This window comes from Ralstonia pickettii (assembly GCF_030582395.1).
Taxonomy (GTDB): domain Bacteria; phylum Pseudomonadota; class Gammaproteobacteria; order Burkholderiales; family Burkholderiaceae; genus Ralstonia; species Ralstonia pickettii_D.
This window is the reverse complement of the sequence record NZ_CP104381.1, coordinates 3,316,771-3,333,889: the sequence shown is the minus strand read 5'-3', so window position 1 is coordinate 3,333,889 and position 17,119 is coordinate 3,316,771. Positions and strand designations below refer to the sequence as shown.

General features: G+C 65.4%; 17 protein-coding genes. 8 read left to right on the top strand and 9 right to left on the bottom strand.

From position 1 onward, the window contains the following. Window positions 1-100: 100 nt before the first annotated feature. Window positions 101-1,033, bottom strand: coding sequence for an N-acetyl-gamma-glutamyl-phosphate reductase (gene argC, locus N5B55_RS16075; protein ID WP_304538669.1), 933 nt, complete (start codon window positions 1,031-1,033; stop codon window positions 101-103). Between the two features lie 124 nt (window positions 1,034-1,157). On the opposite strand from argC, the gene N5B55_RS16070 reads away from it, so the two are divergent. After that, window positions 1,158-2,033, top strand: coding sequence for a LysR family transcriptional regulator (locus tag N5B55_RS16070; RefSeq protein WP_304539811.1), 876 nt, complete (start codon window positions 1,158-1,160; stop codon window positions 2,031-2,033). A gap of 173 nt (window positions 2,034-2,206) precedes the next feature. Next, window positions 2,207-3,508 carry an MFS transporter gene (locus N5B55_RS16065; RefSeq protein ID WP_304538668.1) on the top strand — a complete coding sequence of 434 codons (1,302 nt, stop codon included), beginning with the start codon at window positions 2,207-2,209 and terminating at the stop codon, window positions 3,506-3,508. Window positions 3,509-3,512: 4 nt separating this feature from the next. Here N5B55_RS16065 and N5B55_RS16060 read toward each other — a convergent pair whose 3' ends face one another. The 5 genes from N5B55_RS16060 to N5B55_RS16040 form a co-directional block, all read right to left on the bottom strand. Further along, window positions 3,513-3,944 carry a polyketide cyclase gene (locus N5B55_RS16060; protein WP_065860027.1) on the bottom strand — a complete coding sequence of 144 codons (432 nt, stop codon included), beginning with the start codon at window positions 3,942-3,944 and terminating at the stop codon, window positions 3,513-3,515. 48 nt (window positions 3,945-3,992) lie between these two features. Then, a complete protein-coding gene (locus N5B55_RS16055; protein ID WP_304538667.1) occupies window positions 3,993-4,430 on the bottom strand; it encodes a carboxymuconolactone decarboxylase family protein in 438 nt (145 codons plus the stop codon). A 79-nt stretch (window positions 4,431-4,509) separates the two neighbouring features. Continuing rightward, window positions 4,510-5,967, bottom strand: a complete 1,458-nt coding sequence (gene pdxR, locus N5B55_RS16050) for a MocR-like pyridoxine biosynthesis transcription factor PdxR (protein ID WP_304538666.1) — start codon at window positions 5,965-5,967, stop codon at window positions 4,510-4,512. 71 nt (window positions 5,968-6,038) lie between these two features. Further along, window positions 6,039-7,253, bottom strand: coding sequence for an NnrS family protein (locus tag N5B55_RS16045; protein WP_304538665.1), 1,215 nt, complete (start codon window positions 7,251-7,253; stop codon window positions 6,039-6,041). Window positions 7,254-7,273: 20 nt separating this feature from the next. Continuing rightward, window positions 7,274-8,476: a globin domain-containing protein gene (locus N5B55_RS16040; protein WP_304538664.1), complete on the bottom strand. Its 1,203-nt coding sequence runs from the start codon at window positions 8,474-8,476 to the stop codon at window positions 7,274-7,276. A 229-nt stretch (window positions 8,477-8,705) separates the two neighbouring features. Between N5B55_RS16040 and N5B55_RS16035 the strand changes: the two genes are divergently transcribed. The 5 genes from N5B55_RS16035 to N5B55_RS16015 all read left to right on the top strand — a co-directional run bounded on the left by N5B55_RS16035 (window position 8,706) and on the right by N5B55_RS16015 (window position 12,407). Beyond that, window positions 8,706-9,185 (top strand): RrF2 family transcriptional regulator, encoded by a 480-nt coding sequence (locus N5B55_RS16035; protein WP_154207752.1) that lies wholly within the window; start codon window positions 8,706-8,708, stop codon window positions 9,183-9,185. A gap of 128 nt (window positions 9,186-9,313) precedes the next feature. Next, window positions 9,314-9,697: a DUF2795 domain-containing protein gene (locus N5B55_RS25330; RefSeq protein ID WP_369812410.1), complete on the top strand. Its 384-nt coding sequence runs from the start codon at window positions 9,314-9,316 to the stop codon at window positions 9,695-9,697. Window positions 9,698-9,723: 26 nt separating this feature from the next. Then, on the top strand, window positions 9,724-10,263 hold the full coding sequence (locus tag N5B55_RS16025; protein WP_304538663.1) for a DUF4142 domain-containing protein: 540 nt from the start codon (window positions 9,724-9,726) through the stop codon (window positions 10,261-10,263). A 35-nt stretch (window positions 10,264-10,298) separates the two neighbouring features. Then, window positions 10,299-10,505: a hypothetical protein gene (locus tag N5B55_RS16020; RefSeq protein ID WP_304538662.1), complete on the top strand. Its 207-nt coding sequence runs from the start codon at window positions 10,299-10,301 to the stop codon at window positions 10,503-10,505. A 243-nt stretch (window positions 10,506-10,748) separates the two neighbouring features. Further along, a complete protein-coding gene (locus N5B55_RS16015; protein ID WP_304538661.1) occupies window positions 10,749-12,407 on the top strand; it encodes an S-layer protein in 1,659 nt (552 codons plus the stop codon). A 31-nt stretch (window positions 12,408-12,438) separates the two neighbouring features. Here N5B55_RS16015 and N5B55_RS16010 read toward each other — a convergent pair whose 3' ends face one another. Continuing rightward, window positions 12,439-13,890: a sensor histidine kinase gene (locus N5B55_RS16010; RefSeq protein WP_304538660.1), complete on the bottom strand. Its 1,452-nt coding sequence runs from the start codon at window positions 13,888-13,890 to the stop codon at window positions 12,439-12,441. Next, on the bottom strand, window positions 13,868-14,548 hold the full coding sequence (locus tag N5B55_RS16005; RefSeq protein WP_065860016.1) for a response regulator: 681 nt from the start codon (window positions 14,546-14,548) through the stop codon (window positions 13,868-13,870). Before N5B55_RS16005 ends, N5B55_RS16010 begins: the two co-directional genes overlap by 23 nt. Before the next feature lie 147 nt (window positions 14,549-14,695). Between N5B55_RS16005 and N5B55_RS16000 the strand changes: the two genes are divergently transcribed. Beyond that, window positions 14,696-15,745 carry an ABC transporter substrate-binding protein gene (locus N5B55_RS16000; RefSeq protein ID WP_065860015.1) on the top strand — a complete coding sequence of 350 codons (1,050 nt, stop codon included), beginning with the start codon at window positions 14,696-14,698 and terminating at the stop codon, window positions 15,743-15,745. An 18-nt stretch (window positions 15,746-15,763) separates the two neighbouring features. Here N5B55_RS16000 and N5B55_RS15995 read toward each other — a convergent pair whose 3' ends face one another. Further along, a complete protein-coding gene (locus tag N5B55_RS15995; RefSeq protein WP_154207747.1) occupies window positions 15,764-16,891 on the bottom strand; it encodes a porin in 1,128 nt (375 codons plus the stop codon). Between the last annotated feature and the right edge of the window lie 228 nt (window positions 16,892-17,119).

Here is a 17,119-nt window from a genome sequence, read left to right as displayed (position 1 = left end):
AAACAGCAACAGGCGGTTCGTACGCGGGCGGCGTTGACGATAGCGAAGTCGCCCACAATCGACCAATTAAATGTTGCGATGCCTTCCATTCGATTTGCCACTACTGCGCCAGCATCAGATCGAGGTTTTGCACCGCCGCGCCGGAGGCGCCCTTGCCGAGGTTGTCGAACACCGCCGTGAGCAAGACCTGACCGTGGTCGTTGGCGAACACGCCCAGGCGCATGTCGTTGGTGCCGTTGAGCGCTTGCGGATCGAGATGCGGCAAGGCAGACGGTGCCTGCAGCGGCATCACGTCCACATGCCGCGCGCCAGCGTAGTGGTCTGCCAGACAGGCATGCAGCGCAGTCGCATCAACGCCGGCGTTGAGCAGACGCAGCTCCAGCGGCACCGTCAGCACAATGCCCTGGCGATACGCGCCGTAGGCCGGCACGAACATCGGCCGCTGCGTGAGCCCGGCGTGCAGTTGGATCTCCGGCGTGTGCTTGTGCGCGAGGCCCAGCCCGTACACCTGGAACGGCAAGGCATGTGCAGCGTCCGGCCCCTCGTAGGTTTCCACTGCGGCGCGACCACCGCCCGAATAGCCGGACACCGCATGAATGCTGATCGGATAATCCGCCGGCACAAGGCCCGCTTGCACGAGCGGGCGAAGCATCCCGATGGCGCCGGTCGGGTAGCAGCCCGGGTTGGTCACGCGCGACGCCGCGGCAACGCGTTGGGCTTGCCCTTCGCCCATCTCCGGAAAGCCGTACACCCAGCCCGGCGTGGTGCGATGCGCGGAGCTGGCGTCGATCACGCGCACGCTCGGGTTGACGACAGCCGCGACCGCCTCGCGCGCGGCCGCATCGGGCAGGCACAGGATGGCGATATCGCAGGCGTTGATGGCTTCGGCACGGCGTTGCGCGTCTTTGCGGGCGTCGGCGGGAAGCGTCAGCAGTTTCAGGTCTTGCCGCTCGACGCGGCTGCGCAGGCGCTCGTGGATCTGCAGGCCGGTGGTGCCTTGGTCGCCATCAATGAAGACGAGGGGCGTGGACATGGCGGGGCGCTCCCAGGGAAAGAAGTTGGTGATGAATGCGAGCCCCCATCTTCGAGCGCGACCTAGAATAGGAAAAGTTGAATTTCACAACTGTCACATTCAGCTTTTCTGAATCATGTGAGAGATCAGCCTGGACCGCCTGCGCACCCTCGTGGAAGTCGCCGGCCGCGGATCGTTTGCCGACGCGGCGCGGGCCCTGCATCTGGCAGCGCCCACCGTGAGCCTGCATATCGCCGAGCTGGAAGATCGCGTGGGCGCGCAACTTCTGTCACGCAAGCGCGGGCAGGTGCAGCCCACCGCCATTGGCGAGGTGATGGTGGAGCGCGCGCGCAAGCTGCTCGCTGATGCCGAGCAAGCGCTGGACGATATCCAGCGGCAAGTGCAGGGCCTGAGCGGGCGCGTGCGGCTGGGCGCCTCCACCGGCGCCATCGCCCACTTGCTGCCGCAGGCGCTGGAGGTGCTGCGGCAAGACCACCCCGGCATCGACGTGCAGGTGGCGGTGCTGACGTCGCAGGAAACGCTGGCGGGGTTGGTCGATGGCGCGCTCGACATTGGTCTCGTGGCGCTTCCGCAATCGCAGGTGGCGGGGCTCTCCATCAAGCCGTGGCGGCGCGATCCCGTGATGGCCTTCCTGCCAGCGCACTGGTCGAACCCGGCCCGCATCACGCCTGCGTGGCTTGCGGCGCAGCCGCTGATCCTGAACGACGCCACCACGCGGCTTTCGCGCCAGACGACCGAATGGTTCGCCGCGGATGGCCACCACCCTGTGCCGCGCATCCAGCTCAACTACAACGACGCCATCAAGAGCCTGGTCGCGGCCGGTTACGGCGCAACGCTGCTGCCGCATGAGGCGTCTGCGGCGCCGTCGGATGCGCGCATCGCCATGCGGCCGCTGCGCCCGGCGCTGTGGCGTGAACTCGGCATCGCGCACCGCGCCGGCCACGTCGAGCGATCGACGCAACATGTGTTGGACGTGTTGTGGCGGCTGCGGGCGAAATAGTCCATTGCGCGCGGAGGCAGCGACGACGCGCAGAATTTCGCCGAATAAAGTTTGACTTCTTGTGTCACGACAACTATCGTAAGATATGTTTTATGACACAACACGGCGTGTCGGCCGTCTGGCTCCTGTTGCCAGCCGCGTGCGCCGCTTCCTCCCTTTCTTCGATCGCCCTCATGCCTTTACTTGATCCCTCGCGCGAGCGCCGGCTGCTCTGGCTGCTCGCGCTCACGCAGTTCACCGTCATCATGGATTTCATGGTGATGATGCCGCTTGGTCCGCAGATCATGCACACGTTTGGCATCGGTCCGGCGGCGTTCGCCACGGCCGTGTCGGTGTATTCACTGTGCTCGGGTGCCTCCGGCTTGCTGGCCGCCACCTACGTCGACCGCTTTGACCGGCGCCGCCTGCTGCTGACCGTCTACGGCCTGTTCACGCTGGCCAACCTGGCCTGCGCGCTGTCGGGCAGTTACAGCATGCTGCTGTTCGCCCGTGCGTTTGCGGGCGTCACGGGCGGTGTGCTCGGGTCGATCATCATGGCCGTGCTGTCGGACGTGATTCCGCCTGCGCGGCGCGGCGCGGCCACCGGCGTGGTGATGTCGTCGTTTGCGCTGGCGGCCATGGCGGGCGTGCCCGTGGGCATTGCCATTGGCGCGCACTTCGGCTGGTCGGCGCCGTTCTTCCTGCTGACGGCGCTCACGATGCTGATCTGGCTTGGCGCGCGGCAGACCGTTCCGCCGTTGGCCGAACATCTGGCAGGCAACCGCAGCCAGACGCTGGGCGAGGTGCTCTCCGGCCTGTGGCGATTGCTCACCAACCCGGGCCATCTGCGTGCGTTCGTGCTGACCTTCGTGATGATGGGCTCGCACATGCTGGTGATTCCGTTCATCTCGCCGGTGCTGGTGGCCAACCACGGGGTGCCGCCGCAAAACCTGTCGTGGCTGTATGTGGCGGGCGGCGCGGCGTCGTTCTTCAGCTCGCGTGCCGTGGGCAAGCTGGCCGACCGTTACGGCCGCCGCCGCGTGTTCGTGGGCGCCGCACTGCTGGCGTTCATCCCGGTGCTGGTGATGACGCATCTGCCCGACTGGCCCTTCATCGGCATGCTGCTGTTCTTCCCGTTCTTCATGGTCACCCTCTCCAGCCGCATGGTCCCGATGCAGGCATTGATGACCACGGTGCCGGCCCCGCAGGTGCGCGGTGCGTTCCTGTCGGCCAACAGCGCGGTGATGTCGGTCGGTACCGGCGTGGGTGCGTGGCTGGGCGGGCTGCTGCTCTCCGGCGGTGCCGGCGGCCGCATCGAAGGCTATGGCCTCAACGGCTGGCTGGCGGTGGCGGCCGGGCTGTTCTGCGTGTTCTGGGTGAGCCAGGTGAAGGGATCGGATGCGCAGGGCGACCCGTCGCTGGCTGCATCTCCGGCATCCGCCGGCGCGTCCGGTCCGCAGGCGGTGCCGCAAGCCCGGCAGGCAGAGAAGGCCTGAGCGGCTATTCGGCTTCCAGCACCGTCTTCAGTTTCACCAGGTCACGCTGCACCCATTCGGCATCGGCGTCGAACTGCGCTTCGTCCATGTTGGGCTGCTGAAACAGCGTGAGGGACACGGTGGTACCCGCGCCGTTGCGCACCACGCGCAGCGGCACGTAGATGGTCGATCCGTCCGGCAGGCGCACCCAGTGATCGGCAATGCCGAATTCATTGGGCGGGCTGAAGCGGATGAACACGCTGCCTTCGTCGCTGCTGGGCGCAGCCTTGGCAATCCATTCATCGGGGGCCGCGCCCGAGCCCTGCGTTCCCGGGGCGAGCCCTTCCGACAGCCCGGTCGCCCAGATCGGAAAGTTCAGCGGCTCGGCCAGGAACATGGCCACGTCATCGAAGTGGCGCTCGATGTTGATGCTCAGGGTGCGGACGTTGTGCAGCATGTGGCCTCCGGGTGCGGCGCTTGCCGTGCGAGGCAGTATATGCGGCGCTCAGGCGGGCAGCTTGCGAAAGCTGATGGCCAGGCGGTTCCACGTGTTGATGGTGCTGACCAGCAGCGTGAGGTCGACCAGCTCGGCATCGGAGAACTGTGCGCGCGCGGCCTGCCAGACGTCGTCGGGCACGCGCGTTTCTGCGACAAGAGTGACGGCTTCCGTCCACGCCAGCGCGGCGCGTTCCCGGTCGGTGAAAAACGGCGTTTCATGCCAGACGGACACGGTGGCCAGCCGGCGGTCGTCTTCACCGCCCTTGCGCGCATCGGCGGTATGCAAGTCGACGCAATAGGCGCAGCCGTTGATTTGCGAGGCACGCAGGCGCACGAGTTCAGTCAGCGGTTTTTCCAGCGTGCTTTTGGCGAGCGCTTTTTCCAGGCCCATGACCGCCTGGATGCCGGCGGGATTGCTTTGATAGAAGTCGAGGCGGGGTTCCATGAGAGGGCTCCTGTGCTTGAGAACTGGAGCCAGTGTAGGCACCGCAGTGGCACCTTGGAATCGCCAATCCCCGCGAATATCAGGTAGCCACCTTGGCCAGTACTTCCGCGAGCTTGCCGAGCCCCGCGTCGATCTCCGCAACGTCGACGTGGCCATAGCCGATCATAAGCCCGGGTTGCGCCGGCCGCGCCACGAACATCCTCGCCGTGCCGTATAGCCCGAGGCCCACACGCTCTGCCAGCTTGACGAGTTCGGCTTCCGCCAGCGGCGCCTGCAACTGCGCCGCCATGTGAATGCCCGCCGACGAGGGCACGGGCGTCAGCCACGGTGCCAGCGGACCCCGCAGATGCCGCAGCAGCGCATTGCGGCGCACGGCGTATTCCTTGTGCATGCGCCGCAGGTACTTGCCGAAATCGCCGTCGAGCATGAATTTGGCGAGCGCCGCCTGCATGAGCGATTCAGTGTGCCAATCGGCCACCTGTTTGGCGTGCCGCAGCGGCGCCACCAGCGAACCCGGCGGCACCACGTAACCAATGCGCAGCTCCGGAAAAATCGTCTTCGAAAACGTGCCCACATAGGCCACGCAACCGGCGGTATCCAGGCTCTTGAGCGATTCCATCGGGCGGCCGTCGAAGCGGAATTCGCTGTCGTAATCGTCCTCGATGATGAGCGCGTCATGGCGCTGTGCCCAGTCGAGCAGTTGCGCGCGACGCCCGAGGCTCATCGGCATGCCCAGCGGAAACTGGTGCGACGGTGTCACGTAGACGAGCTTGGCGCGCTTGGGCAGCGCATCGACGACCAGGCCTTCGGCGTCGACCGGCACCGGCACGACGTTGGCACCGAGGGCCTGCAGCGCAATGCGCGCGGGCGGGTAGCCCGGATCTTCGATGGCGACGGTTTCACCCGGGCGCACCAGCACGCGGGCGATCAGGTCGATGGCCTGCTGCGCGCCATGCGTGACGACAATATCGGCCCAGGCACAGACCACCGCGCGGCTGAATGCGAGATAGCGCGAGATGGCCAGCCTCAGCGCCTGATCGCCAGCCGGGTCGTGATACCCGCCGCGCCCCCGCGCCTGCTGGCGCAACGCGTGCGCAACACAGCGGCGCCACACGTCGAACGGGAAAAGGCGCTTCTCCGTCACCCCGCCGACAAAATCGTGGACGATATTCTCGCGCGGCAGGGGCAGCACCGCCGGCATGGTGTTCCACGGCGTGTCGAAGATGCGTGGGGCTGGCGCGGGCGACGCAAGTTGCGCCGCAGGCGAGACGGCTGGCGTGCGGACGCGCAATCCTTCGGTGGCTTCGGCCACGAAGGTGCCGGAACCGGCGCGCGTGCGGAGATAGCCCTCGGCAATGAGGCGCTCGAACACATCGAGCGTGGTCTTGCGCGATACACCGATCTGCAGCGCCAGATCCCGCGTGGAGGGCAGGCGCTCGCCCGGCACGAGCCGGCCGTCGAGGATGGCGGTGCGAAGTTGTCGATAGAGCTGGCCGGCAAGGTCATGCCGACCGTGGATCGTCAAATGGACATCCATCGTGGGCGCGGTGTGCGAAGGGCTGCACCATTCTACGGAAGCCGCGAGCGGCAGAAAGAAGAGCGCGGGGCTCAGCCTTCCCGGCCGTCAGCCCGCGGCGCCATCAGCCATGGCGTGTAGCGCCACAGGTACGCCACGAACGCGGACATCCATAGCATGCTCGCCGCGCCGGTCCACACCTCGCGCGGCAGCAACGCGGGACCCGCCACGCGCACGAGTGCAGCCAGCGCGATGGCACCGTAGGCGAAATGCTCTGTCCGGCCAGTGCGCAAAATCCGGCCGGTGTGACCCAACGCGGTGCGCGTGATCATGGCGACGATGGCGCCACCGATGGCCCCCGCCGTGAGCGCATGCAGCGCCGTGGAACGGTCGCCGCAGCCGAGCGCCGCAGCGGCCAACATGACGAACCCGATCGGCAGGAAGGCATATGCCACGTGCAAGATCGAAACGATGGGCGTACGCAGCGTACGGCGCGTGTCCCAGCCGGCCCAGCGCACGCCTTGCACGACTGCTGCCGCAGCAAACACGATGGCCGGAACAAGCCCTTGAAGCGGCGTCGCAAACATGAGCACCGCCAGCGCTGTCGCCGGCACGATGGCGCGTTCGGCCCACCCCACGCGGCGCACGTTCACCCCGGGGACCGCGTTGGCTGTGAACATGGGGATGACGCGCCCGCCGATCACCGTGACAAACAGGCACACCAGCCCGGCGGCCGCATCGAGGCAACGCAACGCGGCCAGCGGCGCCCCCAGGGCCAGCGCTGCATGAAACGCCGCGTTGACACCACCGAGCCCCAGCAACGCGATCGACAAGCCGTAGTTGCGCGTGTTTTTTACGCGCAGCAGGATGCGCAGAAACGCCACGCCGCATGCCGGCAGGAACGCGACGTCTGCCGCCACAGCCAGCGGCACGGGGCCCGTCCACATCAGCACGCGCGCCGCCAGCCACAGCCCAGCCAGCGCGGCGAGCGGCGCGCCTTGCGGCGTCTGCAAGCCTGTCCAGTTCTTGCCTGCGGTGAACAGGAAACCGACCACCACCGCTGCCGCAAAGCCAAACACCATTTCGTGTGCATGCCAGAACAGCGGCGCCATGGTGGCCGGGCCTTCCGTCGACGGCAGTACGCCCAGCAGCAACGCCGCCCACAACGCCATACCCAGCGCAGCAAAGGCCGCTGCCAGCAGATAGAACGGCCGGAAGCCGAGTGCGAAGACAGCCAGCCCCGTGTAAGACGCGCGGCTTGCCGGGTCGGGCTTGCCGATGGTGAGGACCGGGGCTTGGCGTGGCATGGTGATTTCCGTGGTTCAGGTCAGAGGATGTCGTCCAGCAGGTCAGGGCCGAACACTTCGCGGTGGATGCGCTCCGACGGGACGCCGCTGGCGAGCAGCGCCGCACGCTGCGCCTGCATGAACGGCAGCGGGCCGCAGAGATAGAAGTCCGCGTCCGCGTTTTCGCGAACGAAGGTGTCGACCGTCATGCGGCCGGGCTGGGCTGGGCGCTGCGCGAATTCCGCATCTTCACCGGACTCCAGGAACACGTGTGCCTCGAACGCCGGGAGTGCTTGCGCCGCACGCTCCAGCTCGTCGGCGTGGGCAACATGCGAGGCCGCACGGCCAGCGTGGCTGAACACGATCCTGCGCTCGCTGTTCTGCTGCGCGAGCGTGTTGAGCGCCGAAATCATGGGCGTGATACCCACACCGGCCGACATCAGCACGATCGGGTTGCCGGTCGCCAGTTGCGGCACAAAGTCGCCGTACGGTTGGCTGACCAGCAGGACGTCGCCTTCGCGCGCATTGGCGTGCAACCAGCTCGACACGGTGCCGGCGGGGCGGTTGGCATCGCCCGCATCACGCTTCACCGAGATGCGCCACGTGCGGCCATTCGGTGCATCCGACAGGCTGTACTGGCGCTGCTGGAGCACCCCGGGCGCAAGCTCCACTTGCACCGAGATGTATTGACCGGGCAGGAAATCGGCCAACGGCGCATCGCCCACGGCTTCGAGCTTGAACGAGACCACGTCTTCGGCTTGCTGGCGGCGCTCCACAATGCGCACCGGCTGACGATGATCGGGGCCACTGCCGGTGTGCTGGTACAGGCGTGCTTCCGCCGCGATCAACTCGGCCGCGAGCAACCAATAGGCTTCGTCCCAGGCGGCAAGCAGGTCGGGCGTGGCGGCGTCACCCAGAACCTCTGCAATCGCACCAATCAGGTGACGCGCCACGATCGGGTAATGACTTGGCTTGATCCCCACCGCGGCATGCTTGTGCACGATGCGGCTGACCACGGGCGCCAGCGCCGCGTTGTTGCCATGGTTGGCAGCGTACGCAAACACCGCCGAAGCCAGCGACTGTTGCTGCGATCCATTGGCCTGGTTGCCCATGTTGAACACGTTGGTCAGCTCGGGGTGGCTGGCGAACATGTTGCGATAGAAGGTCTGGGTGATAGTCAGGCCGTGCTCGCGCAGCACCGGAACGCTGGCATCGATGTAGGGCTTGGACTTGTCGGACAGCATGCTGGACTCCAAATATGCGTTAAAGATGCAACAAATAGGACGGGGGCGCCGCCAGGTTTTGTCCTGGATGGCGTAGTGCTCAACCAACCGCTTGGATCGGATTCTATTAAACATACATTTTCGATACAACAAATAAGACTGCGACAAACCGGCGCATCTCTTTGGCCGCTTCCCGATAAGATGCGACTTTCATGAATGTTTTAAGCTACGGCAATCCCGAACACCCGCCATGCGACTGACCGACTACACCGACTACGCGCTGCGCACGCTGATCTACGTGGCCGTGCACCCGGACGAACTTGTCACGATCCAGCGCATTGCGGATGCCTTCGGCATTCCCAAGAACCACCTAATCAAGATCGTCCAGCAGCTTGGGCAGGACGGCTTCCTTCACACCGTGCGGGGGCGCGCGGGTGGCATCACGCTCGGCCGCCCTGCGGCAGAAATCAATCTCGGCGATGTGGTTCGCGCCACCGAGCCCGATTTCCGCATGGTCGAGTGCTTCGACGGTGACGACAACCACTGCGTCATCACGCGCGTGTGCGGCCTGCGCGGCGTGCTCCACGCAGCGCTGGAGGCGTACTTTGAAGTGCTCGACGGCTACACGCTGCAGGATCTGGTCGACAAGCCGAACGCGGTCAACCGCGCGCTAAGGGAAGCACCGCTGCCGATGCCGCGTCCGCGCGCCAAGCCTGTATCGCGCACGTAGCCCACGCGCCGCTTCCGTCAAGCATTCTCTGACTTCGCACCTTCGCGCAGGCATGTTGGCTGCTGCGTAGCGGTGGTTGGCCGCGCCATTTCGGGTGACGGCCCGACTAACCAACCAGCGGAGGTGTCATGAAACCGACTCGCGACAAGAGCAAGCACGCGTCGCACTCGAAATCGACGTCGCAGGGCAAACGCAGCAGCGCATCTGACAAGGAGCGTGGCGGTCACGCCAGCCACGGGAGTGCCGGCAAGTCGTCTGAACGTGCCGGTGCCAAATCGCACGAGCGCGGTGCCCATGGCGGCGGTACCGGGGGCGAACACGCAACGCACTCTCCGATCGGCATTCAAAAGGCGCTGAAGGGTGCGTCTTATCCGGCAAAGAAGCAGGAGCTGCTGAAGACCGCGCAGGCCAACGGCGCAGACGACAGCACACTCAAGACGCTGCAAGACATGCCCGACGATGAATACGACACGCCGGCCGCTGTTTCCAAGGCCGTCAGCAACGAAAAGTGATGCGTATGCGCGCAGGAGGACGACTCATGAACAGATCGACACACCATATTGGCGCCCGGCGTGTTGCCGCGTTGCTGGTGGCAGGGGTGCTGGGCTTTGGCGGCGCATTGAGTGTGGCGCGGGCGGCGGCGGACAAGTCCGACACCACGTTCGTGACCAAGGCTGCGGCATCGGGCATGCTCGAAGTGCAGGCCAGCCAAGTGGCCATCACTCGCGCGAGCAGCCCAGACGTGCGCGCGTTCGCACAACGCATGGTGAAGGATCACACCACCGTTGGTGACGAACTCAAGGCACTGGCCGGCAAAAAGGGCATCGCCGTGCCGGAAAGCCTGCCCGCCGATGAGCGCGCGAAGGTGGACAAGCTCAACGCATTGGAAGGAGCCAAATTCGACAAGGCTTACGCCGACGAGGTAGGCGTGAAGGCCCACAAGGAAGCCGTCTCGTTGTTCGACAAGGCCTCGAAGGATGCAAAGGATCCCGACATCAAGGCATTTTTCGCGCACAACCTGCCGGCGCTGCGTGAGCACCTGCAGATGGCGGAGCAACTGAAGCTCGCGGCGAAGTAATTCCGTGAGCAGATCGCATCATTGACGAGGTGACCATGAACAGCCGACACCAGAAGGGCGCGGGCCCTCCCGACGCCGACGAGCCTTTCCTGACCGATGTGTCTGAAACCGATGCAGAAGGCACAACCGTGCGCGAAGCCGAAGTGCGCGAACGTGATTTGTCGGAAGTGGACGGGCGGAAATCACACCGCCAGCCCGCCCGGGAGGAAGAACGCGATACATCAAGCAAGGACGCACCCTGACGCGCCAGCAGTGCGCTGAAGGCGGCCCCTTTTCGGGGCCGCTTTCTTTTGCGCGCTGTTTGGTGCCTTACCTCTTCACTGCATCCCGCACCGCTTCCTGTTTTCACAAGGCGTCTTCACCAAACCTTCACGCCGCGACGAGAAGATTACGCCACGCAAACGTTTTAATCGTGAATGAACCGCCCACAGGCATGGGCGGCCGGCGGCGTTTGCCCGACCTCATCGAATCGACAGGAAACCACCATGCTTTCGACCAAGAAAACGCTGCTCGCGATTGCGGTGCCGGCATGCATGACGCTCGGCTTGTACGCGTGCGGCGGCAGTGACGACCCCGCGCCTACGAACACTGCAGGCACCTCGCCGGCACCCACGCCGACCACGCCGACGCAGCCCGCCAAGCCGCAGGGCCTGTGGACCACGGGCGACCTGCACGTGCACACAGCAGAGTCCGTCGATGCCGTTACGCCGTTGTCGACGGTGCTCGATCACGCATTCGACCTCAATGGCCTCGACTGGATGGCCGTATCGAACCACCTGCGTCCGTCGCCGCGCGACGCCACCGGCGCCACGCTTGCAGGTGGCTCGATTGCCGCATCGGCCGGGATCGCCCAATACGAGATGCCCGCGATTGCGCAGGCGCAGGCGTCAGGCAAATACGCAGGCAAGCTGATCTTCTCCGCTGCCGAGTGGGACATGCCCACGCACGACCACTTGAACGTGGGCATCTTCGATGGCATCGACAAGCTGCAGACGTCGGCCAAGGGCTTGAACAAGTTCGAATACTTCTTTACCCAGCAATCTGCATCGCTGTTCGATCCGAACGATGTGACCGCTTGGCAGCAAGATGGCCCGCGCGCCGGCACCACCCACGCCGACGTGGTCAATGCCTTCAAGTGGCTGAAGACGAACTACCCGAACACCAGCTACGGCCTGATCAACCACCCGTCGCGCAACCCCGGCAAGTACACGGTGGCGGATTTCCGCGAGTTCAACGACACGGCGCCCGACATCATGTTCGGCATCGAGGGCATGGTCGGCAACCAGATGGAACCCGATCGCGGCGGCTATGCCAGCGCCTACATCGATGCCAACCTGAAGAACCGCACCTACGGCGGCGTGGATTACGTAGTCGCCCAAGTCGGTGGCGTCTGGGATGCGCTGCTGGGCGAGGGCCGCCGCATCTGGAACTTTGCGGATTCCGACCACCACTTTGAAGTCGACGCCACACAGCAGTTCAGCAGCGGCTACTACCCCGGCGAATACGCCAAGACGTACATCTGGCTGCCGGGCACCAGCACCGACCTGAAGACGCTGCTGGCGGCCATGCGCTCGGGCAAATCGTTCGCCGTGTTCGGTGACCTCATCAACGCGCTGGACTTCAATGCGGGTACCGCGGCCGCATCAGCCGACATGGGCGGCACGCTTACGGCCAAGGCCGGTGACAAGGTGACGATCACCATCCGCTTCAAGAGCCCCGATCGCAACAACTACGAGTACCCGCTGGGCAGCGGCTTCAAGGTCAACATGCGCCCGGTGGTCGACCACGTCGACCTGATTGCGGGTGACGTGACGGGCAAGGCGGCATCGGGCACGCCGGCCTATGCGAAGGACACCAACGACTCCACCAAGGTCATCGCTACGTTCACGAAGGCCGACTGGAAGGTCGACGCTGACGGTTACAACAGCATCACGTACACCTACACGGCTGCCAAGAACCAGTACTTCCGCCTGCGCGGCACCAACCTCGGCATGAACGTGTCAGGCGAGACCAGCAACGGCAACCCGCTGCCCGACCAGAAGACCGTGGTGACGGAAAACGCCGCGCGCTTCAACGCCATCAACGATCGGAACTACAACGATCTGTGGTTCTACTCGAACCCGGTGTTTGTGTCGGTGCAATAAGGGGGGGAAGCAGTAGGGCGGCGGCGACGACTTACGCTGCGGCGGGTGCGCTCGTGCGTCGCAGCCAAACCGTCACCGCCAGCCCGACGTTACCTGGCCCGGGGGCGAGCGCAATCTGACCGCCCATGCGATCGACGATCTGACGCACGATCGCCAGCCCCAGGCCACTGCCCTGCGTTTGCGTGCCTTCCAGCCGCGTGAAGCGCTCGAACACGCGTGCGTACGCCTCGGGCGGAATGCCTGGGCCGTTATCGGTCACGGTCAGCATGGCCCAGCCGTAGTCCGCCGACACCTGCACCGTCACATGGCCGCCTTCCTGCGTGTAACGCACAGCGTTGTCGACCAGGTTGAAGAGCAGGGCCGCGATCAGCGTGCGGTTGCCCGACGTCCACACGGGCTGGTCGGCTAGCTCGATGCCCAGGTCGATCCGGCGGCCGTCGGCGAGCAGCGCGAGGTCTTCCAGCACGGTGCGCGCCACCTGAGAGAGGTCCACCACCTCGCTCGTCGCGGCCGAGGATTCGGCCTGAGACAGCAGCAACAAGTCGTTGATGAGATCCGCCAGGTTGCGCGTGCTGGTGCGCGCAGCCCTCAGGACTTCATGCAGCGCGGCATCTGCGTTGGCTTGCGCCGCCACCTGCATCTGCGTATCGAGAATCGCCAGCGGCGTGCGCATCTGGTGCGCGGCATCGGCAATGAAGCGCTTCTGCGTGAGCGCGTTGTCGGCTATGCGCTGCAGGTACTGGTTGAACGCGCCGGCAATCGGCTGCAACTCGTGCTGCAGGCCGTTGGGATCAAGCGGCGCGAGGTCGGTGGGGGCGCGTGCCGACACATTGCCGGCCAGCCGTAAGATCGGCCGCAATTCCAGCGTCAGGCCGATGAGGATCATCGCCAGCGCCAGCCCCACGAGCGCGAGCTGGCGCACGGTGGCGGGCCACCACAACTGGCGGATCATCGCGTCACGGCCGTTCATCGTTTGCGCGACACGTGTGACGACGCGCTCGGTGCGGCCGGCGTCGTACATGGTGCGCACCACGGCGGCTACGTGCACGGGCTGGCCCTCCACGGTATCGGTGTAGGTGCCGGCGTCGGCGAGGCCAGCCGCGTCAAACGCGGGGCGCGTGCCGAAGTCGAGCCGCCCGGCCAGCAGGCGGCCGTGCTCAGTGCTGACCTGGTACGCCACCTGGTCGCGCACCGCGGTTTGTGGCGCGGCAAACACCGCCAGCGCAGCCGGCGGCACCGACACGCGCAGGCGGCCTTCGTCCCACTCGATCTGGCCGCTGATCATCTGTGCAGCCGTGTCGAGCGCATGAAAGTGCACGAGATCGGCGTTGTGGCGCGCGGCGGCCAGGTCGAGCCAGCCATCGGCCGCCACGTAGACGACCAGCGGCAATGCCAGCCACAACACCAGCCGGGCGCGCAAGCTGTGCGCCCGTGCCGGGGCGGACTGCGCGGGCGCCCCGTCAGGACTGCGCGGCGGACGCATCGCGCAGCAGGTAACCAAGGCCGCGCAGCGTGACGATGGTGGCAGCGGAATGCTCCAGCTTCTTGCGCAGGCGGTGGATGTAGATTTCGATGGCCTCGGGGCTGGCTTCGTCGTCCATCCCGAACACGCCGTTCACCAGCGCCGGTTTGGACACCGTGCGCCCCAGCTTGAGCATGAGAATTTCCAGCACCGTGTGCTCACGCGCCGGCAGCACCAACGGCTGGCCGGCCAGATTGAAGGTACGGCTGCCGGTGTGGTACGTCAGGTCGCCGCATTGCAGCTCGACGGATTGGTCCGGCGTGCTGCGCCGCACCAGCACCTGGATCCGCGCAATCAGCTCGCGAATCTCGAACGGCTTGACGAGGTAGTCATCGGCGCCGGCCCCCAGGCAGGCGACCTTGTCGTCGATGCCGCCGCTGGCCGTGAGGATCAGCACCGGCACCGCGTTGCGCCGGCCGCGCAAACGTTGCAATACCCCTTGCCCAGACAACTTAGGCAATTGCAGATCGAGCAGCACCACGTCGTAGTGTTGTGTAAGCAACAGCGTATCTGCGGATTCGCCATCGGTGGCGTGATCCACGGTGAAATGGGCACGGCGCAGGGCTTCCGACAGCCAGTGCGCCAGCGGGGCGTTGTCTTCGATCAGGAGCAGCTTCATGCGAAAACAGCGCGTCCGAAAAATGAAAGCGATTTGTGGGTTGCCGCTTCCTAGAATGGTGGCGGCTGCCTACGCGCGCCGGAGGCATCACTCGCCAGACCCGGACCGCGCGATACCGATATCTACAAAAGAGCCGGAGACAACTCAATGGGTGTTTTTACCTGCAGGACCGCCCGCGCACGCGGGGTCCGGGGCTGGATCACGCCGTGGCTCGCTGCCCTTCTGGCAGTGGCAACCTCGCACGCCCTCGCACAAGACCCGACGCGCTTGACGCTCATGGTCAGCGGCACCGCCAAGATGATCTACCTGCCGGCCACGCTGGCGCAACGTCTGGGCTATTTCCGCGACGAAGGGCTGGAAGTGGAACTGATCTCGCAACCCGCCGGCGTCGATGCGGAGAGCGAACTGCTCACCGGCTTTGCACAAGGCGTGGTCGGCTTTTATGACCACACCATCGACCTGCAGGCCAAGGGCAAGGAAGTGCGCGCCATCGTCGTATTCAGCCAGGTGCCGGGCGAAGCGGAAGTCGTGTCGACACGGTTGCCGGCGACGGTGCAGTCGATGCGCGACCTGCGCGGCCGCACGCTGGGGGTGACGGGTCTGGGCGCATCCACCAGCTTTCTCACGCGCTATCTCATGGCCCAGCAAGGGCTGTCGGCCGGGGACTACACCATGCTGCCGGTCGGAGCCGACCGCAGCTTCGTCACCGCGCTGCGCAACGGCCGCATCGATGCCGGCATGACCACCGACCCGACGGTCTCGCGCCTCGTGCACAGCGGCGAAGCCCGTGTGCTGTTGGACTTGCGCACACTGGAAAGCACGCGGGCTGCGCTCGGAGGCCCGTATCCCGCCGCATGCCTGTACCTGCAGACCGCATGGCTGGAGGCGCATCCGGACATCGCTGCCAAACTGGCTCACGCATTCGTGCGCACCCTGCGCTACATGCACACGCACGGCGCCGAAGACATTGCCGCCCGCATGCCGGCTGAATTCCGGCGCGATCATCCCGAGCTGTACGCAAAAGCGCTTGCCGCCGCGCTGCCAACCTTCAGCACCGACGGACGCATGCCGGACGACGGCCCACCCACCGTCCTGCGCGTCCTCGCCGCCAGCAATGCCAACGCGCGCGACAAGCACATCGACCTCTCGCGCACCTACACCAACAAGTTTGTCGACCAGGTGCGCGAGGGCCGCTAGCTCAAGCCAAACAGGCGCTTAGAAGCGCGTGCGCATACCGACGGCAAACTCCGTCTGGCTGTTGTGGCCGTTGGTGCTGCCCACGATGTACTGATCCTTCAGCTTCATGTAGTCGGCCGCGACGTAGAACTCCGTCCGCTTGGACACGTGGTAGAACACCGAGCCGTACAGCGTGCTCTTGCGTCCGCTGCCTGCTGCCGTGGCGCCCACCACGCTGGCATACGCGTTGAGGGTGTTGCCGTCGGCGCTGAAGGCGGCGTTGTTGGCCTTCATGATCTGGTAGCCGATTTCATAGTCGAAGGCGCCCGGGGGAGCGACCTTCAGCGACACGGTGTAGGCGTTATCGCTGCGGTTGCCGATCGCGGCCGGCTGCTCGCCGGTGTAATGGAAGTAACCGGCATTCACGCGGAACATGCCGAAGATCACGTTGCCGCCCACCGAGTACGAACGGTCCATGAAGCCGCCCACCTTGGCCTGTTGCGCGAAGCCAGCCAGGTGGAAGTTGTCGCCGTTGTAGCCCAGCGCGAGCGATTCGGTCGTGCCTTGCGTGAACTGGCCCGGCACTTCACCAAACTGGTAGCCCAGGGCCGTCAGGAAGCGGCCGTCCCACATCTTCTTCCACACCACGCCGTTGTTCATGCGGGTGCCGGTGGCGCTGCCTGCGTAGAAAATCAGCTGCTTGAAGTTGTTGACGTTGGTGTATCCGCCTTCGTCCAGACCGACTTTCTCGCTGGTGTACGGGTCGCCGTAGATCCCGGAGATGTCACGTGCAATCGCGTTTTGGCGGCCGAAGGTCAGCTTGCCCAGCGATTCGCTCGACAGGCCCACCCAGGCATCGCGGTTGAACAACACGCCCGGGGTGTCCATGTTGCCGGTTGGTGTTTCGAATTCCGATTCCAGCTTGAAGATGGCCGACGTGCCGCCGCCCAGGTCTTCCTTGCCGGTCAGGCCCCAGCGGCTGCCCGAGAACCAGGGCACCTGGAAGCCGGTGGTGCGCGCGCCGGCGGCGTTGGTGTTGTTGACGGTGCTGATCGTGGTGTCGATCAGCCCGTAGAGCGTCACGTTCGACTGGGCATGGGCGCCGCCGGCGGCCAGCGTGGCCGCAGCCGCTGCTGTTGCCGCAAGGGCAAACTTGATGCGGGACATTGAAGTCTCCTTCCTTTGTGGGTGATGGTGTCCGGTCGTAATGCCGGCTTCGGAAAACGCGCAACGGCAGTGGGTCAGGCCGCCGATGCAATCGCTGGGCGAGCGTAGAAGGGGGCACCTTTCAGGAGCCTTTCGCGTCGGCGTGCGCGCAACGTTAGGGTCTACCCGTATTGGGGCGTGCGCTGACGCTCAGTTGTTGCGTCGACCCATGCAACGCATTGCAGCCCC

Excerpts from the sequence above, each read along its gene's own strand:
- argC (WP_304538669.1), bottom strand. The coding sequence starts at position 1,033 with ATGTCCACGCCCCTCGTCTTCATTGATGGCGACCAAGGCACCACCGGC.
- N5B55_RS16065 (WP_304538668.1), top strand. The coding sequence starts at position 2,207 with ATGCCTTTACTTGATCCCTCGCGCGAGCGCCGGCTGCTCTGGCTGCTC.
- N5B55_RS16060 (WP_065860027.1), bottom strand. The coding sequence starts at position 3,944 with ATGCTGCACAACGTCCGCACCCTGAGCATCAACATCGAGCGCCACTTC.
- N5B55_RS16055 (WP_304538667.1), bottom strand. The coding sequence starts at position 4,430 with ATGGAACCCCGCCTCGACTTCTATCAAAGCAATCCCGCCGGCATCCAG.
- pdxR (WP_304538666.1), bottom strand. The coding sequence starts at position 5,967 with ATGGATGTCCATTTGACGATCCACGGTCGGCATGACCTTGCCGGCCAG.
- N5B55_RS16045 (WP_304538665.1), bottom strand. The coding sequence starts at position 7,253 with ATGCCACGCCAAGCCCCGGTCCTCACCATCGGCAAGCCCGACCCGGCA.
- N5B55_RS16040 (WP_304538664.1), bottom strand. The coding sequence starts at position 8,476 with ATGCTGTCCGACAAGTCCAAGCCCTACATCGATGCCAGCGTTCCGGTG.
- N5B55_RS16035 (WP_154207752.1), top strand. The coding sequence starts at position 8,706 with ATGCGACTGACCGACTACACCGACTACGCGCTGCGCACGCTGATCTAC.
- N5B55_RS25330 (WP_369812410.1), top strand. The coding sequence starts at position 9,314 with ATGAAACCGACTCGCGACAAGAGCAAGCACGCGTCGCACTCGAAATCG.
- N5B55_RS16025 (WP_304538663.1), top strand. The coding sequence starts at position 9,724 with ATGAACAGATCGACACACCATATTGGCGCCCGGCGTGTTGCCGCGTTG.
- N5B55_RS16020 (WP_304538662.1), top strand. The coding sequence starts at position 10,299 with ATGAACAGCCGACACCAGAAGGGCGCGGGCCCTCCCGACGCCGACGAG.
- N5B55_RS16015 (WP_304538661.1), top strand. The coding sequence starts at position 10,749 with ATGCTTTCGACCAAGAAAACGCTGCTCGCGATTGCGGTGCCGGCATGC.
- N5B55_RS16010 (WP_304538660.1), bottom strand. The coding sequence starts at position 13,890 with ATGCGTCCGCCGCGCAGTCCTGACGGGGCGCCCGCGCAGTCCGCCCCG.
- N5B55_RS16005 (WP_065860016.1), bottom strand. The coding sequence starts at position 14,548 with ATGAAGCTGCTCCTGATCGAAGACAACGCCCCGCTGGCGCACTGGCTG.
- N5B55_RS16000 (WP_065860015.1), top strand. The coding sequence starts at position 14,696 with ATGGGTGTTTTTACCTGCAGGACCGCCCGCGCACGCGGGGTCCGGGGC.
- N5B55_RS15995 (WP_154207747.1), bottom strand. The coding sequence starts at position 16,891 with ATGTCCCGCATCAAGTTTGCCCTTGCGGCAACAGCAGCGGCTGCGGCC.